General features: G+C 66.6%; 19 protein-coding genes. 10 read left to right on the top strand and 9 right to left on the bottom strand.

Annotation, left to right across the window (positions count from 1 at the left end):
• Positions 1-83: 83 nt before the first annotated feature.
• The 4 genes from ACSQ89_RS00810 to ACSQ89_RS00825 all read left to right on the top strand — a co-directional run bounded on the left by ACSQ89_RS00810 (position 84) and on the right by ACSQ89_RS00825 (position 2647).
• Complete coding sequence (locus ACSQ89_RS00810; protein WP_093104527.1) at positions 84-800, top strand: TerC family protein; 717 nt, start codon at positions 84-86, stop codon at positions 798-800.
• A gap of 10 nt (positions 801-810) precedes the next feature.
• Entirely contained in the window at positions 811-1242 is a 432-nt protein-coding gene (locus tag ACSQ89_RS00815; protein WP_093104525.1) for a universal stress protein, read from the top strand.
• A 147-nt stretch (positions 1243-1389) separates the two neighbouring features.
• A complete protein-coding gene (locus ACSQ89_RS00820) occupies positions 1390-2070 on the top strand; it encodes a hypothetical protein (protein WP_436292264.1) in 681 nt (226 codons plus the stop codon).
• Between the two features lie 211 nt (positions 2071-2281).
• Positions 2282-2647 carry a hypothetical protein gene (locus ACSQ89_RS00825; protein ID WP_436292265.1) on the top strand — a complete coding sequence of 122 codons (366 nt, stop codon included), beginning with the start codon at positions 2282-2284 and terminating at the stop codon, positions 2645-2647.
• Between the two features lie 306 nt (positions 2648-2953).
• On the opposite strand, the gene ACSQ89_RS00830 is transcribed toward ACSQ89_RS00825, so the two are convergent.
• From ACSQ89_RS00830 to ACSQ89_RS00850, 5 genes are all read right to left on the bottom strand, one after another.
• Positions 2954-3214, bottom strand: a complete 261-nt coding sequence (locus ACSQ89_RS00830) for a hypothetical protein (protein WP_436292266.1) — start codon at positions 3212-3214, stop codon at positions 2954-2956.
• 211 nt (positions 3215-3425) lie between these two features.
• Entirely contained in the window at positions 3426-3617 is a 192-nt protein-coding gene (locus ACSQ89_RS00835) for a hypothetical protein (RefSeq protein WP_436292267.1), read from the bottom strand.
• A 652-nt stretch (positions 3618-4269) separates the two neighbouring features.
• Entirely contained in the window at positions 4270-4488 is a 219-nt protein-coding gene (locus ACSQ89_RS00840; protein ID WP_436292268.1) for a hypothetical protein, read from the bottom strand.
• A 284-nt stretch (positions 4489-4772) separates the two neighbouring features.
• Positions 4773-5072 (bottom strand): MAPEG family protein, encoded by a 300-nt coding sequence (locus ACSQ89_RS00845; protein WP_436296060.1) that lies wholly within the window; start codon positions 5070-5072, stop codon positions 4773-4775.
• A 177-nt stretch (positions 5073-5249) separates the two neighbouring features.
• Positions 5250-5843 (bottom strand): TetR/AcrR family transcriptional regulator, encoded by a 594-nt coding sequence (locus ACSQ89_RS00850; protein WP_436292270.1) that lies wholly within the window; start codon positions 5841-5843, stop codon positions 5250-5252.
• Between ACSQ89_RS00850 and ACSQ89_RS00855 the strand changes: the two genes are divergently transcribed.
• A complete protein-coding gene (locus tag ACSQ89_RS00855; protein ID WP_436292271.1) occupies positions 5827-7314 on the top strand; it encodes an aromatic ring-hydroxylating oxygenase subunit alpha in 1488 nt (495 codons plus the stop codon). The genes ACSQ89_RS00850 and ACSQ89_RS00855 overlap by 17 nt on opposite strands.
• Here ACSQ89_RS00855 and ACSQ89_RS00860 read toward each other — a convergent pair.
• Complete coding sequence (locus tag ACSQ89_RS00860) at positions 7311-8693, bottom strand: hypothetical protein (protein WP_436292272.1); 1383 nt, start codon at positions 8691-8693, stop codon at positions 7311-7313. The genes ACSQ89_RS00855 and ACSQ89_RS00860 overlap by 4 nt on opposite strands.
• A gap of 45 nt (positions 8694-8738) precedes the next feature.
• On the opposite strand from ACSQ89_RS00860, the gene ACSQ89_RS00865 reads away from it, so the two are divergent.
• Positions 8739-9443 (top strand): hypothetical protein, encoded by a 705-nt coding sequence (locus ACSQ89_RS00865; protein WP_436292273.1) that lies wholly within the window; start codon positions 8739-8741, stop codon positions 9441-9443.
• 13 nt (positions 9444-9456) lie between these two features.
• On the opposite strand, the gene ACSQ89_RS00870 is transcribed toward ACSQ89_RS00865, so the two are convergent.
• Positions 9457-10035, bottom strand: coding sequence for a hypothetical protein (locus tag ACSQ89_RS00870; protein WP_093104506.1), 579 nt, complete (start codon positions 10033-10035; stop codon positions 9457-9459).
• A 284-nt stretch (positions 10036-10319) separates the two neighbouring features.
• Here ACSQ89_RS00870 and ACSQ89_RS00875 point away from each other — a divergent pair, with 284 nt between their 5' ends.
• Both ACSQ89_RS00875 and ACSQ89_RS00880 read left to right on the top strand, forming a co-directional pair.
• The gene (locus ACSQ89_RS00875; protein ID WP_436292274.1) at positions 10320-12344 is read left to right on the top strand and encodes a bifunctional metallophosphatase/5'-nucleotidase; all 2025 of its coding nucleotides are present in this window, start codon (positions 10320-10322) and stop codon (positions 12342-12344) included.
• Positions 12345-12403: 59 nt separating this feature from the next.
• Positions 12404-13549, top strand: a complete 1146-nt coding sequence (locus tag ACSQ89_RS00880; protein WP_436292275.1) for a tetratricopeptide repeat protein — start codon at positions 12404-12406, stop codon at positions 13547-13549.
• A gap of 19 nt (positions 13550-13568) precedes the next feature.
• Here the strand turns inward: ACSQ89_RS00880 and ACSQ89_RS00885 are convergent, their stop codons facing one another.
• Entirely contained in the window at positions 13569-14591 is a 1023-nt protein-coding gene (locus ACSQ89_RS00885) for a DMT family transporter (protein WP_436292276.1), read from the bottom strand.
• 71 nt (positions 14592-14662) lie between these two features.
• Here ACSQ89_RS00885 and ACSQ89_RS00890 point away from each other — a divergent pair, with 71 nt between their 5' ends.
• Both ACSQ89_RS00890 and ACSQ89_RS00895 read left to right on the top strand, forming a co-directional pair.
• A complete protein-coding gene (locus ACSQ89_RS00890) occupies positions 14663-15541 on the top strand; it encodes a LysR family transcriptional regulator (RefSeq protein WP_093104502.1) in 879 nt (292 codons plus the stop codon).
• Between the two features lie 82 nt (positions 15542-15623).
• Complete coding sequence (locus tag ACSQ89_RS00895) at positions 15624-15986, top strand: nuclear transport factor 2 family protein (protein ID WP_170855544.1); 363 nt, start codon at positions 15624-15626, stop codon at positions 15984-15986.
• Here the strand turns inward: ACSQ89_RS00895 and ACSQ89_RS00900 are convergent.
• Complete coding sequence (locus ACSQ89_RS00900; protein WP_280142623.1) at positions 15953-16087, bottom strand: hypothetical protein; 135 nt, start codon at positions 16085-16087, stop codon at positions 15953-15955. The genes ACSQ89_RS00895 and ACSQ89_RS00900 overlap by 34 nt on opposite strands.
• Positions 16088-16268: the final 181 nt, after the last annotated feature.

Consider the following 16268-nt stretch of genomic DNA (forward strand, 5'->3'; position numbering starts at 1 on the left):
CGGCAGAAAGGTGACAGGACAGGTCTCTACGCTCGAAAAGGGCGGAACCGCTGTGGTTCCGAACCATTTACCGAGGAGACACCGTGTCGCTTTTGTCGAGTGCCGAATTCTGGATCGCCCTGTCGCAGATCATCCTGATCAACATCGTCCTGAGCGGGGACAACGCCGTCGTCATAGCGATGGCCTCCCGCTCGCTACCGCCCGCCCAGCAAAAGAAGGCAATCCTGTTCGGCAGCGTCGGCGCCATCGTGTTGCGCGTGGTCCTGACCTTCTTTGCCGTCTATCTGCTGACCCTGCCGTACCTCAAGCTGGTCGGCGCAGCGCTGCTGCTCTGGATCGGCATTGGCTTGCTTCAAGAAGAGGACGAGGGGAAGAGCATGGAAGGCCACGCCGGTCTGGCTGCGGCCATCAAGACCATCGTGGTTGCCGACCTGGTCATGAGCCTGGACAACGTCGTCGGCGTCGCTGCTGCAGCGAAGGGCAATGTTCCACTGCTTGTGTTCGGTCTCGTGATCAGCATTCCCCTGATCATTTTCGGCAGCACCTTGATCCTGAAACTGATGGATCGATTCCCGATCATCATCGTGCTCGGCGCCGCCCTGCTCGGTTGGGTGGCCGGCGAAATGGCGATGACAGATCCGTCCATCGTCGGCTTGGCCGCCAATCAACACGCGCTGCACACGGTGGTCCCGGCGCTCGGTGCCATGTTCGTGGTGGCGATCGGCAAGTGGCTGAGCACCCGCCGCGGACAGCGCCGCGAACAACAACTACAAGCGACCAAGAAGCAACCCGCCGTCTGAAGGTGCCCGCATGACGCGCATTCTGGTACCTATCGACCCGAATGAACCGGCTCGTACGCGCTCGGCCATCGAGCAGGTCGTGCGCATGAGCCGAACCGAGCGGGTGACCGTTCGCTTGCTGCGGGTGCAGCCCAAGGTCTCGGGTCATGTTGCGATGCTCTTCGGCACACGCGAGCTGCTCGACCTGCAGCTGGACGCAGGCGCCGAGGATCTGCAGTACGCACAGAGCCTGCTCAACCTGGCTGGGGTCCGCTACACAAGCATCGTGCTGGTGGGGCGCAGTGCCGAGACGATTGCCATGGCCGCTCGCGACTACGGCTGCAGCCGTATCGTCTTCGGCAGCGATGAACCCGGTCTGGCAGGAAAGATCTTCGGCTCGATGGCGCAGCAGGTGCGCCAGCACCTGGGTGCGAGCGGCGACCCCCAGGTCATCAGCTCCTGAATGGGAAGAGCTGGTCGAGATGAGCGCCACGTCCGTGGCGACCGTCGCCAGAGCTGAACCGGTGCCGTTGCGTGTCAGTGCCCTGATGCCGGCGTCGGTCACCCGCGTTCAACGGCGAACAGCCGTTTCAAGCTCTAACATCCTCTCATGTACGTCGGTCATTTCGCCATCGGCATGGCGCTGAAAGCACGCTATCCAAAAGTACCCGCCTTGCCAATCATGCTCGGCGCGGGTTTCCTGGACATTCTTGATGGCACCTTCATCGTTCTGGGCTGGGATCGCGTGACGCCGAATCCGCTCGCCGGCCCGTACCTCTTCTTCGACCTCACGTTCATAGATTGGGACCACTCATTGCTGGCCGCGTTGTTCTGGTCAGCGATGTGGGGCGCGCTTTTCCTGCGAGACAGGCGGGTCGCGACCTTGGCGTTCGTCGCGGCCCTTTCGCATTTCCTCGCGGACTTGCCCGTGCACAACAACGATATGGCGCTGTACCCACACGCCGAGACCCATTGGGGCTATGGGCTGTGGGGCAAGCTGGGCACTGCATCCTGGGTTCTAGAGGGTGTGTTTGCTGCGGCTTTGGTCGCGTACGCATGGGTCACAAGCGCTCGTCGCGGGGTGAGTCTGCTCTGGCCTTCGATAGTGCTCTTCGTCCTGTTCCTGAATCTGTCACCCTGGCTTTCGCCTATGAAGCACGTCGCAGGGCTGAACGAACCTTTGGCTCATCTGCTGCACGGCATCTTGGTCACCCTCGGCTTTCTCGTGCCCGGTACCTTGCTGACATGGCTTATCAACAAGGCGGAGAGCAAGGCGACGCGCTGCGGTTGACTTGGCTTGCGTCAACCTGTGGTGGTCGGCGTCTCGCAAACTCGCCTCAGGCGAATACCGCCTGTATTCCCGCAAGACGGACCCGAGGACTGGCAAGCGCGAGGACTGGGCCCAAGGATTCCCCTGGTCAGGGGGTAAGCTCGCTCGCCATTGAATCGACCAGGAGCACCCGGAGTCCCGGGAGAGACGGGCGCGTTTCGGCCACGATCTCGTGAAAGTCCTCATCGGCGATAAATCGCGCCTGGCAGTCGCCGATCATGACCGTGTCGCCGCTCCGGAGGGCGGCGCACGTCCTATCGCTGTTCTGGGCATCGACAGCGCGAACAGTTCCGTGCGTCCATTCGCTCTCCATGGCGCACACTTCGCCTTCGCGGTTCGCCGCAGGAGAAACGCAGTGACTAAAACGGATCTTGCCCGCCGGCGCGGGTTGCTCGTCTGGGAAGCGGCGTGCGAGCAGTTGAACGACGCTCTTCAGTCCGCACCTGCGCGTCCTCCGCTGACGCTGGAACAGATCGACGACGCCATTCGGCTTGCCCGCAAGGCGCTCGACGAACTGGAGGACGCGTTTTACACCTGAGAGCGCCCGCCATCGAGGGAGATCACGCCTTCCTTGCGCCGTCTATCAGCCGCTGAGCACGCGGCGCGCGCTGAGCAGGCTTGCGGGGCCCAAGCAGCTGCGCGATGACCGCCGGTTGCGCGCCGTCCTGCGGCGAGCGATTGGGCAGGGACGGATCGAGGCGGCCCATGCCGACAGAGAACTCTTGAAGCGCTCGCTGAAATTCAGCGACAGCCTCCAAGTACTCGCGACGTGCGGCCCTCGTGCTCATGACCGGAAGGTACTCGCATTCGGCTTGGGTGGCTATGCCGAGCGCCAGTGCATCCGTCAATTGCCGAAGCGCTGGACCGCAGCCAGCCTGACTGCCAGAGCGGGCGGGGTGCCTTGCTTCACAAGAGCCTTCATGGCCTCGTAGACCCCGAGCATCACGTCCTCCTTGAACTCGGTGGAATCGGGATCGAGCACGGGGTAGTCGCACTCGACCGAGCGCAAGGCGAGTTCATATTCGTCAATGAACGCAGTCCAAACCACGCCGTTGTGGCGCGCAGTCTCGACGTTCGTTGCGCTTGGTAGTGCATCAGCTCTCATGTCAGGTCCATCTGGTTGGCCAGGCTGGATACTGGAGCCACTGGTGCAGGCAGGGGCTTCGTCTACGTGCGCTCCTCTTGTAGGTTTCCGCCTTTGGCCGTCGTCGGCCAATGCGCAGGAGCTCGCGGTCTTGCTGGAGGTGGCTAAGCACCAAGCTGATGAAGGGGTGCGGAGGCTCCTGCGTGCGGTCTCGCACCAGCAGCGTTTCCCCTCACCACGCGATGAACATCGCGACGAGCACCGCAACAACCACAAGCGCGGCGACGCCCACGTTGCGCCGCCAGCCGGAAGCGCGCCGCTCACGTTCCTCGAGCCGATGGTGGAGGGTCAGGTCCTCCAGCCGGGAAGGGGCGCTGTCGAGTTCGGCAGCGAAGCGGTTGTGGGTGTTGAATCGTCTTGACATGGCTCTAGAGGTTTAGCGGCTGGAAGCTCGTGCGCCCCACCGATCTACTTTCTCGACGGCGACTTGGAAGCACTGCGAGGCAAACACACCGTCTGGGAGTAGTCCTGAGGGGGATCCGTGTTCCCCGTGGTTGCAGCTTCGGTGAAGTTGGCGAAAACGGTGGCGTCGAAAGTGGTTTGACGCTTGATCGGAACAGGCGCGTGGCGCTCCCTGGAACTCGCGCGAAGGCGCGCCAGATCGGCTCTCATCTCATCCAACGAGTGCATCGTCTTGGCCCGATCGCGTACGCCTGTGGCGACCGCGGGTGCCGGCGGCACCGACGCCCGAGGCTTCGACGAACCCAAGGATCGTGCCGGAGCCTCCGACCTCATGGGAGCTGACCCGGGCGGTACTCGGGAGGCGGAACGCACACCGAGCGTCTGACCTGACGCAGATTTCGCTGAACGCGCGACGACTCGTCTGCCAATCTGCGCCAGAAGGCTCAGCAGTCGTCGGAAAGAGGGAGAAGTCTCCATGGCCGTCAAAGCCTTCGTAAGAGATGGGACCTGATTCTGAGTGCGCCAAGATGAGTACCAAAGGATTCATTTGTCTTGCTTCGCTCGATGTGTGAGATATCGCACGGATGAGGCGCCGACTCCGACGGCCAGCCCAATCAACCCCAGCCCCCGAGGCGGCTCCGACCAGGATGCTGCCCATCCGCGGATGCCAGCGGCTCGAGCCACAGCGTGGCCGCATCGTCGGGCGCGAGGGCGCGCAGCCTCTCGTCCTTCCACAAATCCGCCGCCAGCTCGTCGAGCTGCTCGGGGTCTACGGTGCGCCACTGTCGTTGCAGCCGGTGCGCACAGACGGCAATCCAGATTTCGCGGTCCATGGATGACACTGTACATTCATCCAGTATTCTTGCGAAATGTCCGCGACGGTTTTCCGATGCCGGCGGGAGGGGCTCTTGCTGCGGAGCGAGCTGATCATGGGCGGAGGCGCTGCGTGCCCTCAACCCGCCCTCTCCCAGGGGGAGGGAGCAGGACAGGCCATCATGCGGATGCGCTCCTCACAGCGCGCGCATCAGCACCACCACTGCGAAGGTGATGAACGCCAACCAGGCGACCGTGAACAACACGGTGCGCGCGAAGAGCCGCCCGAAGCCGCTGATGTGGATCACCGCATGCGCCAGGCGCGCATAGAAGTAGACCGCGGCGCACCCTCGGTCACCCCGCTGGATATGCCAGCGGCGTGCGCGATCAGCACCACGGCCGCGAAGGGCGCCAGGTTCTCGACCGCGTTCTGGTGCGTCCGGTTGGCGCGGGTGACCCAGTCGGGCAGCGGTGTCGTCGGCGGCGTCTTGTAGGCGGCCGGCGTCAGCGGCCCGCGCGACCTCACATACCCGATGACGACGGGAATCCAGAGAACGCCGGTCAGGATGGCGGTCAGCAGCAGATAGAAAAGTTCGGTCCTCATGGTTGCCTCCCCGGCGTGGATACGCAGGTACTCGGAAGACGTTTCGGTCCGCAAAAGGATGCGGTCTCTGCTCGAAAAAGGCCGCTGCACCGCAGGTGTGGTTCATCACCGGCAGTTTGCGTGGCCTCAAGGATGTCAGGGTCGAGATAACCATGGGCGTCTGCGGCGAAGCCAACGCTAGCGCGTCCGCGCGGCTCCGCACTTTCTTCTCTCCAGCAGGAAGTAGCCGTTGACCGCACATTCCACGTCTTCCACGACCTGGCCCGCGTCGGGGCAGGACTCTTGCACGAGCAATGCGTGCTTGGCCATGGCATCGACGATGGAGAACGCATTCAAGGCGACGCGCTCGCGATCGAACTCCGCAGGCCAGTCCGATGCCGACGCAAAGGCATCGCGAAACAGATGAACAAACTGCCTGTAGAGCTCGCGATAGGTTTCGGAAGAGGAGATGCGCCGCTCCAGAACAAAGAGGGCTCGCCATTCCGCAGCTTGGCCCAGCAAGGTTCCGACAAGCGCTTGCGCCAGGGCATGAACCGTCTGCTCCAGCGTACGCGGGCTCGAAGCGACGCCGGCCTCTTCCACGCGCGCGGCCAATCCGCGCAGCCGGCTGCGAACGGTGACGGCGGCGATGGAATCCTTGCCCGGAAAGTACTGATAGAGGGTGCCAAGGCCGACGCCCGCGACCGCCGCGATATGGCGCATCGACACCTTCTCGTACCCGCACTCGAGCAGAAGAAGGACGAAGGCATCTTGAATGGCGCGCGAGGTCATCCACGCCCGCGCCTGCGAAGGCTTGCGGCGAGGCTTAACAGTCAAGATCATGTGCTGTCTGCTGGGGTGGCACCGAAGACGTCATCTTCCAAAGCTGAACACTTGCTTTCCGTGGAGCCGCAACGCCGCTCGTCCGGGCGGGCGCCACGAGGGGGAAGCACGTGCCGTTGCGACGCGCGCGCATGAGCGGGAAAACCGAACACGCCGAGCGTACATCTCACATAAGCTTTCAGGGCGCCTTCGAACTCGAAACTGGGGATCGCCCGCCATGACACAGCAGACCTCTGCTCCGCCGCCTGCGACGCTGGCCGATCTGATTCACCGGCTCGATCACGCCCGTTCAACCGGCGAGCGCGAGATGGGAACCGAGACGGGCACGGTGCCCGTCGGCCATTACACCGACCATCACCATTGGCAGCAGGAGCAGGACATTCTTTTCGCGCAGTGGCCGATCGTCGCGGCGCACAGCTCGGAAGTGCCTGCAGGATCGGCGCTGCCATTCGATGTGCTCGGCGTGCCCATGGTGGTGACCCGATCCGGCGACGGTCGCGTCCGCGCGTTCTTCAATGTCTGCAGGCACCGCGGAATGGCGCTGGTTCAAGCCGAAGGGCCGGAGCCCGCAAAGGCCAAAAGCTGCAAGACACTGGTTTGTCCGTATCACGGCTGGACCTACGGGCTCGACGGGCACTTGCGTCATCGCTTGCATGCGGAGACTTTCGACGGGATCGACCCGGCCACGCTCCATCTGGTCGAACTGCCCTGCGCCGAAGCCGGCGGGCTGATATTCGTGAAGCGCACGCCTGGCCCGGCGTTCTCGGCCGCCGGCTTTCTGCAAGGGCTCGAAGAGCACCTGCAATGGCTGGGGCTGGCGGACATGAAGGTGTTCCGCAAGATCGATCGGGTGTATGCCGCGAATTGGAAGCTCACCGTCGACGCGTTTCTCGAGGGATATCACATCCGCGTCCTGCATCGTGACACCATCTATCCGTTCTTCGCCGATGCGTACACGGTCAACCTGGATGCCGGCCCGCATCAGGACTCGCTGGTCGCCCGGCGCAGAGCCTTCGAGGCATTCGAGACGCCGCGCGACCGCGATGCGCTGTGCAAGCTTGCGACGCCGACGCAGTTTCTGTTCCCGAACACCTTCCTGATCTGGCACCCGGACTATGTCAGCCTCATCGGCATGTTCTCGCCGGCCGCCGGCGAAGTGCGGTGGATGCACACGATGTTGATTCCTCCCGATCGCACCGGCGACGACTGGATTCCGCACTGGGAAAAGACCTTCCGGCTGATCGAGGAGACGGTCTTTCAGAAGGAAGACATCGCGACGGCGGTGGCGATCCAGCGCGGCCTGCACAGCGGCGCCAACGCGGGCTTGCAGGCAGGTCGGCTCGAACACGGGGTGCTGCGCTTTCATCGCGGCATCGACGCGGCGATCGGCGGGACGCTCGTGCCCGCGGGCGAGGGCTAGCGCATCGATCCCAGCAGGGCGCGAGCCTGCTGCAGGTCGGCCGTGTCGAAACCCTCCGTGAACTGTGCGTACACGGGCGCCAGCAGTTCGCATGCTTCCACGCGACGCCCCTGTTGCAGCCAAGCCCGCGCAAGGCTCGTCGCGCATCGCAGCTTCCAGGCCAGGGATTCCTGTTGTCGCGACGCTTTGACGGCCTCGATGAACTGCGCTTCGGCCAAATCCTTCGAAGCGGGCTCGTGATCCAGCAGCTCGCCCTTCACGCGCAACAGCTCGGCCACCGAGCACCGATCGCCGACCCGCCGTGCGCGCCCGATGGCGGCCTCGATCAGTTCGAAGGCTTCGGCCACGCATCCCTGCAGGCCGAGTTCCATGCAGGCGGCGGAAACGTAGCCCGTGTAGTGCAGGACGAAGAGCGCTTCCCCGATCTCGTCGAAGGCCGGGCGGAGTTCGCGCGCATACGCCTCCGTGTCGCCTTGGCTCAGCAGCAGCAAGCCGCGCCACATGCGGCCGCGCGCCTTCCAGGTCGATACGCCGTGCCGCCGCGTCGCGTCTATCGCCGATGCCGCGGGCTCCGCCAGCGCGGCGACGCCGTGCGTGAGCAGCGCGATGGCGCACGCGCCTTCGGTCAGCACGTAGCACACCGAGGGCGGATGGTCGATGGCGCGCGCACCCTCCGTCGCCTGCTGCACGACCCGCATCGCCTGGTCCGCAAAGCCCTGGAGCCAGAGGGTGTGCGCGAGCGAGTTCTGCGCAATCATCTTCTGCTCGTAGATGAAGCGGATCAGGTGCGATCGATAGACCGGCGCGGCATACCGCCCGACCATGCGTTCGAGCCCGTCGCGGGCATCGGCCAGTCGCCCGAGGCAGAGCAGCGACATGCCGGCCATGCGCTCGCCGATCAGGCGGTCGGCCTGGTGGGGCAAGGGGGCCGACAGTTCCGAGAAGCGCCGGGCCAGCGAAAGCGATGCCTCGTACCTGCCCGTCAGGTAGCTGACGCACCACAAGCCCCAGATCGCGCGCAACTGGTACTCGGCCTCGCCCAGGCGCTCGGCGAATTCGAGCGCGCGCTGGAAGGCCGCGCCCGTTTCCAGGCCGACGCCCTGGTACAGCAGCGACGCGCCCTTGGCGGCGTACAGCCTCATGTGCGAGCGATCGTCGACGATGCGTTCGCGGTTCAGATGCGTGATCGCCTCGTCCACCCGGGCCAGGCATTCCTCTAGCAGCGCGAGGTGCAGCCAGAGCGGCACCGCGCGGGTGGTCAAGGCGACGCCGAGGGCGGGCGAGCCCTCCGGCGAAAAGCTCCAGTTGATGGCTGCGCGCAGGTCTTCGAGATGGCGTCCGTAGACCGCGATCCATTCGACGGTGGGGCGCCCTCCCATTCGAGCTCGGCGCGCGTCAGCAGCGCCTTCACCTCCGCCACGCCGGTGGAAGACGTCGCTGTGTTCACGGCCCTGGTGCCGCCCACGCCGTTGCCGAGGCCGGTCGCGAATCCGGAAGGCAGCAAGGACATCATCACCTTCGGGTCCAGCGGATTCCCGGCGCCCAACGGCATGGTGTTCGACAAGGCAAGAAACCTGTACGTGTCCGACTCGTTCCAGGGCGCCATCTATCGCATCGAGCGGGCGACGAGCTGCGCGCCATCGTGTGCCGTGGTGTCGATATCGCGCGACCCACTGCTCGCGACGGCCGGCACCTTGCCCTTCGGCGCCAACGGGCTCGCGTTCAATGCCGACGAAAGCCTTCTCTATGTCAACAACGCCGGCGACGGACGCCTGCTGCGCATGCCGATGCCGGCGGGGCCGCTCGGCATCGTCGCCGAGAGCGTGCATGGCGCCGACGGCCTGATGTTCCACCGCGGCCTGATGTGGATCGCATCGAACCAGGCTGACGTGGTGCTGGGGCTCGACGAGAAGGGCCGCACCGTGGTTCGCGCGGGCGAGTTCGATGGCATCGGCAGCGACGGGGCGCCGCGGGGACTGCTGTTTCCGGCGAGCACTGTCGCGCAAGGCGACTGGATGATCGTCTCGAACCTTGCCTTGCCGCTCACGCCCGCAGAGGGCGACGAGTGGGAGGAGAAAGTGACGCGATGGAATCTCGTCCGGTTCAAGTTGCCCGCGCCGGCCCGCTAGCCGACGGAGGGTCTTATCTGGCCAGCAGCGGTATCGGGTAAGCGAAGTCCACGAAGGCCGTGGCCTCGAATTCCGAGTCGTCCTTCTTGCGCGGCATGGGCAGGGGTTCGGAGATGCCCACGAAGGCCGTGGCCTCGAACTCCGAATCGTCCTTCTTGCGCGGCGAGGACATGGGCAAGGGTTCGGGGATCTCCATGAAGTCGGTCCGCGCAAAGCTGGTATCGACATGGCGCGCTGGCTGCTGTGCCAGCGCATGCCGCTCCCTGGCCGTCTGGCGCAGCCGCGCCAGGTCGGCCCTCACCTCTTCGAGCGAGCGCATCGTCTTCGCGCCGACGGGGGCTTCGGCCTCAGGGGCTTCCACGACGATCGTGGGCGCTTTCATGACTGGCGTGGGAGCAGCCGGTTGAACGGCAACCGGCTCGACCTCGGGCCGTGCCGCTTCGAAGCTCGTCGGACGGAACTCGCGCCTGGCCGGGGCCTCGCTTCGAGGCTTGGCCCGCACGGCCGGCCGCATCGGCACGGGCGCCGCCAAGACGGCCCAAAGGCCGCGCGGGATTCGAAAGAGCGGTTCGAGAAGGCGAGATGCGTTCATGACTTGAGGCTCGAAATTGTGTCGTGCCATTGTCAAACGCGGTCGAATGAAGGCAAACGGGTTACATCGTGCGCCGCGCCGCGAATTGCGCACAACTGCACGAACCTTCAATGCCTTTGCGAGCGCCGAAATCGCGGAAGACGGTCAAGCCCGATTCGGCGCGTCACAGCACCGTCACCGGGCGCATCGATAGTCGCGCCATCTGCACCGGTTCCCGCGTGCGATCGGCACATGCACCAAAGAACAGCGCTGCCGCAATTCGATGGACCAGGAGGGACCCTGCCATGACGATCCGCCACTTCGCGCTGAGCTGCGCATTGACTGCCGTTGCCGTCACAGGCATCGGCTTGGTCTCTGCCCCTGTTCAGGCCCGTTCGGCCCAGCCGATCAAGACCATCGCCTTTAACGACCACGACGATGACCGCGATCGCGACCATGACCACAACCACCACGGTCGCCCGCGCGAGCCCATCAAGATCAAGATCGTCGGCTTCAACGACTACCACGGCAACCTGCAGTCGCCCGGCACCTTCGGCATCAACACCGTGGTCCCCGCGGCGCAGCGTCCGGCCGTGGGCGGTGCCGAGTACCTGGCGGCCTACGTGGCGCGGCTGAAGGCGCAGAACATGCTGAACGTGGTCGTCGGCGCCGGCGATTTCATCGGTGCCTCGCCGCTGATCTCGGCCCTGTTCTTCGACGAGCCGGCGGTCGAGACGCTGAACAAGATCGGGCTTGAGTTCAATGCCGTCGGCAACCACGAGTTCGACAAGGGCTCGGCCGAACTGAAGCGGCTGCAGAACGGCGGCTGCAAGCTCACCAACAGCGTCCCCGACCCGAACAGCTGCAAGGGCGTGGGCTCCAACGCACTGGGCACCTTCGACGGTGCGAAGTTCAAGTGGCTGTCGGCCAACGTGTTCGAGACCGCCACCGGCCGCACCCTGCTGCCGGCCTACGGCATCAAGAACTTCCGTGGCGTGAAGGTGGCCTTCATCGGCATGACGCTGAAGGGCACGCCCAGCATCGTCACGCCCACAGGCGTCGCCGGTCTCGAGTTCCGTGACGAGGCCGAGACGGTCAACGCATTGATCCCGCGCCTGCGCGCGCAGGGCGTCGACGCGGTCGTCGTGCTCGTCCACCAGGGCGGCTTCCAGACCAGCCCGAACGTCGGCGACATCAACGGCTGCGACGGCAACCTGAAGAACGCCGACGGCACCGACTCCGAGATCGCCAACATCGTCAAGCGCCTGCGCAACGGCGTCGACCTGGTGATCAGCGGCCACACCCACACGGCCTACAACTGCTCCGCCAACACGGTCGACGTGAAGAACGTCAACGGGGTGGCGGTCAGCACGCCGCGCCCGACCGGCCTGCCGAACAGCGAGGGGCGCCTGGTCCCGGTCACGAGCGCGAGCGCCTTCGGCCGGGTGCTGACCGACATCGACCTGAGCGTCCACCCCCGTTCGCACAAGGTGCTGGCGGTGTCGGCGACCAACCGGCTGGTCGACCGCACGGACGTGACGATCAACAACGCGATCGCCACCGATCCGACCGTGAAGAACATCGTCGACGGCTACAACGCGCTGGTGTCGCCGCTGGCCAACGCGGTGATCGGCACCATCGCCGCGCCGCTGCCCAATGCCGCGAACAGCACCGGCGAAATGCCGGCGGGCAGCCTGATCGCCGACGCGCAGCTGCAGGCCACGCAGCCGGCCGCGCTCGGGGGCGCGGTGATGGCGTTCATGAACGCGGGCGGCGTGCGCAACCCCGGCTTCGCGATCGCCGGTGCCAGCTACCCGTACAACGTGACTTACGGCAATGCGTTCACGGTGCAACCCTTCGGCAACAGCCTGGTGACGATGACGCTGACCGCGCTGCAACTGAAGAACCTGCTCGAACAGCAGTTCGTCGGCTGCCAGGGCCAGATCCAGCAGCGCATCATGCAGGCGTCGAACGGCCTGAAGTATTCGTGGAGTGCCGCCGCCGCACCCTGCTCGAAGATCGTCGACGTGGTGCTCACGCCGACCGACGTCACCGTCACGCCGCCGGTCGCGACCGGCGCGCCGGAGACCATCGTGGCCAACGGCGTGGTGCAGAACCCGACCAAGACCTACCGGGTCACCGTCAACAACTTCATGGCCACCGGCGGCGACGGCTTCACGGTGCTCCTGGGTGGCACCAACGTGCTCGGCGGCGCGCAGGACATCGATGCGCTCACTGCCTACCTGAACGCCGGCTACAAGTCGCCGAAGCCCCCCTACGACCCGACGCTGCCGGCGCTGGCGATCCCGCGCATCACGGTGCTGCCCTGACCAGCAACCGGGCCGCGTCCGTCGTCGCGATCGCCTGCATCGCGCTCGGCCTGCCGGGCATGCGCGCCGATGCGCAGCCGCGTTCGCCGGCAGCGATCACGGACATGCGCGTGCTGGACACGACGCGGATGGAAGCCCGCTCGGCGCTGCTCGGCCGCGCCGAGTCGGAGCTCGTGCGCGGCGACATCGCGGCGGCCACCGACGCCTTCGACCGTGCCGCCCTGATGCTGCACGCGCCCGACACCGAGATGGGACTGGTGCGCACCTACATGCAGGTAGGGCAGTACCGGCGCGCACTCGCCTTTTGCGCGCACACCGCCGGCGCGCACCTCGAATCGGCCCCGGCCGGCGCGCTGTACGCGTGGCTGCTGCGCGCCGGCGGCCAGGCCGCGTTCGCCGAGCGCGTGCTGAACGAGACGCTCGCACGCTTGCCGCAGGATCCCGTGCTGATCGAGGCGCGCAGCGCTCTTGCGAAGCCCTTGCCGGTGGCGGTGGGGCCGCTGCTGCAAACGCCGCACCGGATGGCACCCCAGGGCGTGATGGCGCGCGGGCAGGCAGAGATTCCGGAGGCGGCACGGATCGTCTCGAGCGGTGTGCTGATCAACGACGGCACGCTCGCACTCGTGCCGAGCTCGGCCGCGCGCTCGGCGGCCTCCGGCACGCTGTGGGTGCGCAACGGCCTCGGGCAGACCACGCGCGCGCGGATCGACGGCGACGCCAGTGCGCAAGCGCTCGAGGCGCTCGGCGTCACGGTGCTGCGCCTTGAGGCCGCATTGGACGCGACGGGAACGCAGGCCGTGGCGGCGCGCGATCCCTTCGCGGGAAGCCCGGGCTTCGCGCTGGAATACGCCGCGCCGGGCGCCGCCGTCGCCGCATGGCCGTGGCTGCGGCAGGGCTTCCTCGGTTCGTTTCAGGGCAACGCCGGCCTTCGGCGATTGGGCATCGAGGTCGCCGACGGGCCGCACGGCGGGCCGGTGCTCGACGCCAACGGGCGCCTTGCGGGCATGGCCTTGCAGGGCTCCGACCGCGAGGCCGTGATGCTGCCTGCGTCGCGGTGGCAGTCCTTGCTGGAGATCGCGCCGGCCACGCCGTCGCCGAGTGCCGTCGACCCCGCTGCATCGGCGCGGCCTTCGAGAGCGATTCCGCTCGACGAGGCCTATGAAAGCGGGCTGCGACTCGCGCTGCAGCTGATTGCGTTGCCCTGAGGGCCCGTTTTTCGTTGCCTCACGAGGTCGCGCCGCACTCACCGCTGCCGCTGCGCTTCGCCAGTGCGGCGCCGCGAACCGGCGTCGCAGCACCCGTCCGGCTGCGCGCGGTATGGATCAACAGGGCGCCGACCACCATCGCCATCCCCAGCAGCTCGTTGCCCGAGGGCAGCTTGCCCAGCGCCACGCTCATCAGGAGCGCCGACACCGGGATGAAGTTCAGGAAGGCCGTGCCCGTCACCGCGCCCAGGGTGCGCACGCCGTGATTGAAGGCCAGCACGGCCATGGCCGAGGGCACCAGGCCGACGAAGACCAGCACGTGCCACGAGAGCGCCATGCCTTCCGCGCTCGGTACCGCGGCCAGGCCGAAGGCGGTGGCCAGCAACGCGCCCAGCAGCAGCACGGGCCAGGCGGTCAGCACGGTCAGCGCGGTGTATTCGACGACGTCGAGCCGGTCGGCGAACTGTGTGGCGCCGCGCGTGTACCAGACCCAGCCCAGCGTGCCGAGGAGGGCGATCGCGTCGCCGTAGGCGGTCGATGCGCCGGCCTCTGCGCCGTGCGGGAAGAGCACGCCCGAGACGACGACCACGCCGGCCAGCGCCAGCGCGCTGGTCGAGAGCGTCGCGCGCGTGGGCCGCACGCCGTCGAGCACCCAGCGCAGCAGCTGTGCGGTCATCGGCGTGGTGGCCATGATGACCGCGCCGTGCGAAGGCAGCGAATGGGCGAGGCCCGTGAGCAGCAGCACGCTGAACACGCCGAAGCCCGCGATGCCGCGCAGGGCCAGCGGGCCGGCGTGGGCGCGCAGCTTACGCCAGGGCGCCGCGCCGCGCGGGGCGAGCAGGGCGACGAACACCAGCGCGGAGAGGCTGTAGCGGATCAGCGTGAACCAGAATGGATCGACGTGGTGGAGAACGCTCTTGCTGACGAGGAACATGCCGCCCCAGGTGGAGGTGGCGGCGAGCAGCGCGGCGATGCCGAGCGCGCGTGGGTGGATGGTCTTGAACATGAGCCGAATATCGGCATCGGGGTCCGCATTGACCATTCGTTTCTTTGGACCGGGGTCTCAGGATTTGCGAACAGACGAATCCGGCCGGCGCGCTCACAATTTGCGACATGGAGCTCTACCAACTCAAGACCTTCGTGGCCATCGCGCGCGAGGGCAGCCTCACGCGGGCGGCCGAGCGCGTGTTCACCAGCGCGCCGGCCGTGAGTGCGCAGCTCAAGGCGCTGGAAGACGAACTCGGCGTCAAGCTTTTCGAGCGCACGCCGCGCGGCATGACGCCGACCGAAGCCGGCCACACCCTGCTGGAGGAAGCGGAGCGCACCCTGGCCTCGGCGACGCGCATGCGCTCGGCGGCCGAGCAGATCCGCGGCGCGGCGCAGGGCGTGGTGCGCTTCGGCACCGTGGTCGATCCGGTTGCGCTGCGGCTCGGCGAAGTGCTGGTGAAGCTGGCCGAGCGCCATCCGCAGGTCTCGCTGCAACTGCAGCAGGGCCTGTCGCACCGGACGCTGGAAGGCGTGCGGCGCGGCGAGCTGGACTGCGCCTATGCGCTCAGCGACAGCGAAAAGCTCGACGGCCTCGTGCTGCAACGCCTCGGTGTCGTCGACCTGGCGGTGACGCTGCCGCTGCCGCTCGCCGAGGCCCACCCCGCGCTGGATCTCGAGGCCCTGACCCAGCTGCCCTGGGTCGGCACGCCGCCTTCATGCATCCTGCGCGCGCACCTCGACGGCCTGTTCGCAAGCGTCGGCCGCGAATACCGCCCCGCGCGGACGGCCGACAGCGAGAGCGCGATCCGCAGCATGGTCGCGGTCGGCCTGGGCGCCGGGCTTCTGCGCGTCGACCAGGCCGAGCAGGCCGAGCGCAACGGCGAGCTGAAGATCTGGCAGGGCTGGCGCTCGCACACCTGGCTGTGCTGGGTCGAAGCGGCCGGGAGCAGCCGCACGACGGCGGTCGATGCGGTGCGCAGCGCGGTGCTGGAGGCCTGGGCCTAAAGCTTCCCGTCGGCTTTGTCCGTGGAAGACAAAGCCTCGTTTCCTACGCCGGCCGCCACCGTCCCGGGTGAGTTTGCGGCGCATGGAAGAAGACCTGTGGGCGTTGGAAGAGCGGTTCTGGCTCGGTGACGCGCTCTTCTACGAGCAGCACCTGGCAGTCGATGCGCGCATGGTCTTTCCGCAGCCCGTGGGCATGATGGGACGCGCGCAGATCCTGGCCTCGATCGAGCCGGACAAGCGCTGGCGCCGGGTCGAGTTCGCGAACCAGCATCTGCTCGCTCCGGCCGAGGGCACGGCGGTGCTGGTCTACGCCGCTGCCGCCGATCGCGGCAGCACCGGCAGCGCCTATCGCGCGCAATGCAGTTCGGTCTATGTTCGCACCGGCGGCCGCTGGCAACTGGTGGCGCACCATCAAACGCCGGCCGACTGCAAGCTCAGCAGCTGATCGGCTGCCGCCGCCTTCGGCGGCTGCGGCTTCGGATCGCAGGCGGCGAGCGTTGCCAGGGCGATGCATGCCAGCGCAAGAGTGAGCTTTCGATAGGTCATGGTCGTCTCCTTGGAGCGCATGGGCACTTCGTCACGATTCTGCCGCCGCACGGTGCGGCTGGATGTCGGCGCATGACCTACAGCGCGCGGCGCATTCCGGATCAATACGCGAAGTTGCGCAATTTGACTCGAAAGTTCTACCTGGCGTTGGCGCGCGTTGACCGCAGCGCGGGGCCCCGAC

The sequence above is a fragment of the Variovorax sp. LjRoot175 genome (genome assembly GCF_964253805.1).
Taxonomy (GTDB): Bacteria; Pseudomonadota; Gammaproteobacteria; order Burkholderiales; family Burkholderiaceae_C; genus Variovorax.

What these genes read in the sequence shown, in the direction of transcription:
- ACSQ89_RS00890 (WP_093104502.1), top strand. Translation starts at nt 14,663, where the DNA reads ATGGAGCTCTACCAACTCAAGACCTTCGTGGCCATCGCGCGCGAGGGC.
- ACSQ89_RS00885 (WP_436292276.1), bottom strand. Translation starts at nt 14,591, where the DNA reads ATGGTCAATGCGGACCCCGATGCCGATATTCGGCTCATGTTCAAGACC.
- ACSQ89_RS00875 (WP_436292274.1), top strand. Translation starts at nt 10,320, where the DNA reads ATGACGATCCGCCACTTCGCGCTGAGCTGCGCATTGACTGCCGTTGCC.
- ACSQ89_RS00880 (WP_436292275.1), top strand. Translation starts at nt 12,404, where the DNA reads ATGCGCGCCGATGCGCAGCCGCGTTCGCCGGCAGCGATCACGGACATG.
- ACSQ89_RS00900 (WP_280142623.1), bottom strand. Translation starts at nt 16,087, where the DNA reads ATGACCTATCGAAAGCTCACTCTTGCGCTGGCATGCATCGCCCTGGCA.
- ACSQ89_RS00870 (WP_093104506.1), bottom strand. Translation starts at nt 10,035, where the DNA reads ATGAACGCATCTCGCCTTCTCGAACCGCTCTTTCGAATCCCGCGCGGC.
- ACSQ89_RS00855 (WP_436292271.1), top strand. Translation starts at nt 5,827, where the DNA reads ATGGCGCGCGAGGTCATCCACGCCCGCGCCTGCGAAGGCTTGCGGCGA.
- ACSQ89_RS00815 (WP_093104525.1), top strand. Translation starts at nt 811, where the DNA reads ATGACGCGCATTCTGGTACCTATCGACCCGAATGAACCGGCTCGTACG.
- ACSQ89_RS00830 (WP_436292266.1), bottom strand. Translation starts at nt 3,214, where the DNA reads ATGAGAGCTGATGCACTACCAAGCGCAACGAACGTCGAGACTGCGCGC.
- ACSQ89_RS00845 (WP_436296060.1), bottom strand. Translation starts at nt 5,072, where the DNA reads ATGAGGACCGAACTTTTCTATCTGCTGCTGACCGCCATCCTGACCGGC.
- ACSQ89_RS00895 (WP_170855544.1), top strand. Translation starts at nt 15,624, where the DNA reads ATGGAAGAAGACCTGTGGGCGTTGGAAGAGCGGTTCTGGCTCGGTGAC.
- ACSQ89_RS00850 (WP_436292270.1), bottom strand. Translation starts at nt 5,843, where the DNA reads ATGACCTCGCGCGCCATTCAAGATGCCTTCGTCCTTCTTCTGCTCGAG.
- ACSQ89_RS00835 (WP_436292267.1), bottom strand. Translation starts at nt 3,617, where the DNA reads ATGTCAAGACGATTCAACACCCACAACCGCTTCGCTGCCGAACTCGAC.
- ACSQ89_RS00820 (WP_436292264.1), top strand. Translation starts at nt 1,390, where the DNA reads ATGTACGTCGGTCATTTCGCCATCGGCATGGCGCTGAAAGCACGCTAT.
- ACSQ89_RS00840 (WP_436292268.1), bottom strand. Translation starts at nt 4,488, where the DNA reads ATGGACCGCGAAATCTGGATTGCCGTCTGTGCGCACCGGCTGCAACGA.
- ACSQ89_RS00860 (WP_436292272.1), bottom strand. Translation starts at nt 8,693, where the DNA reads ATGGGAGGGCGCCCCACCGTCGAATGGATCGCGGTCTACGGACGCCAT.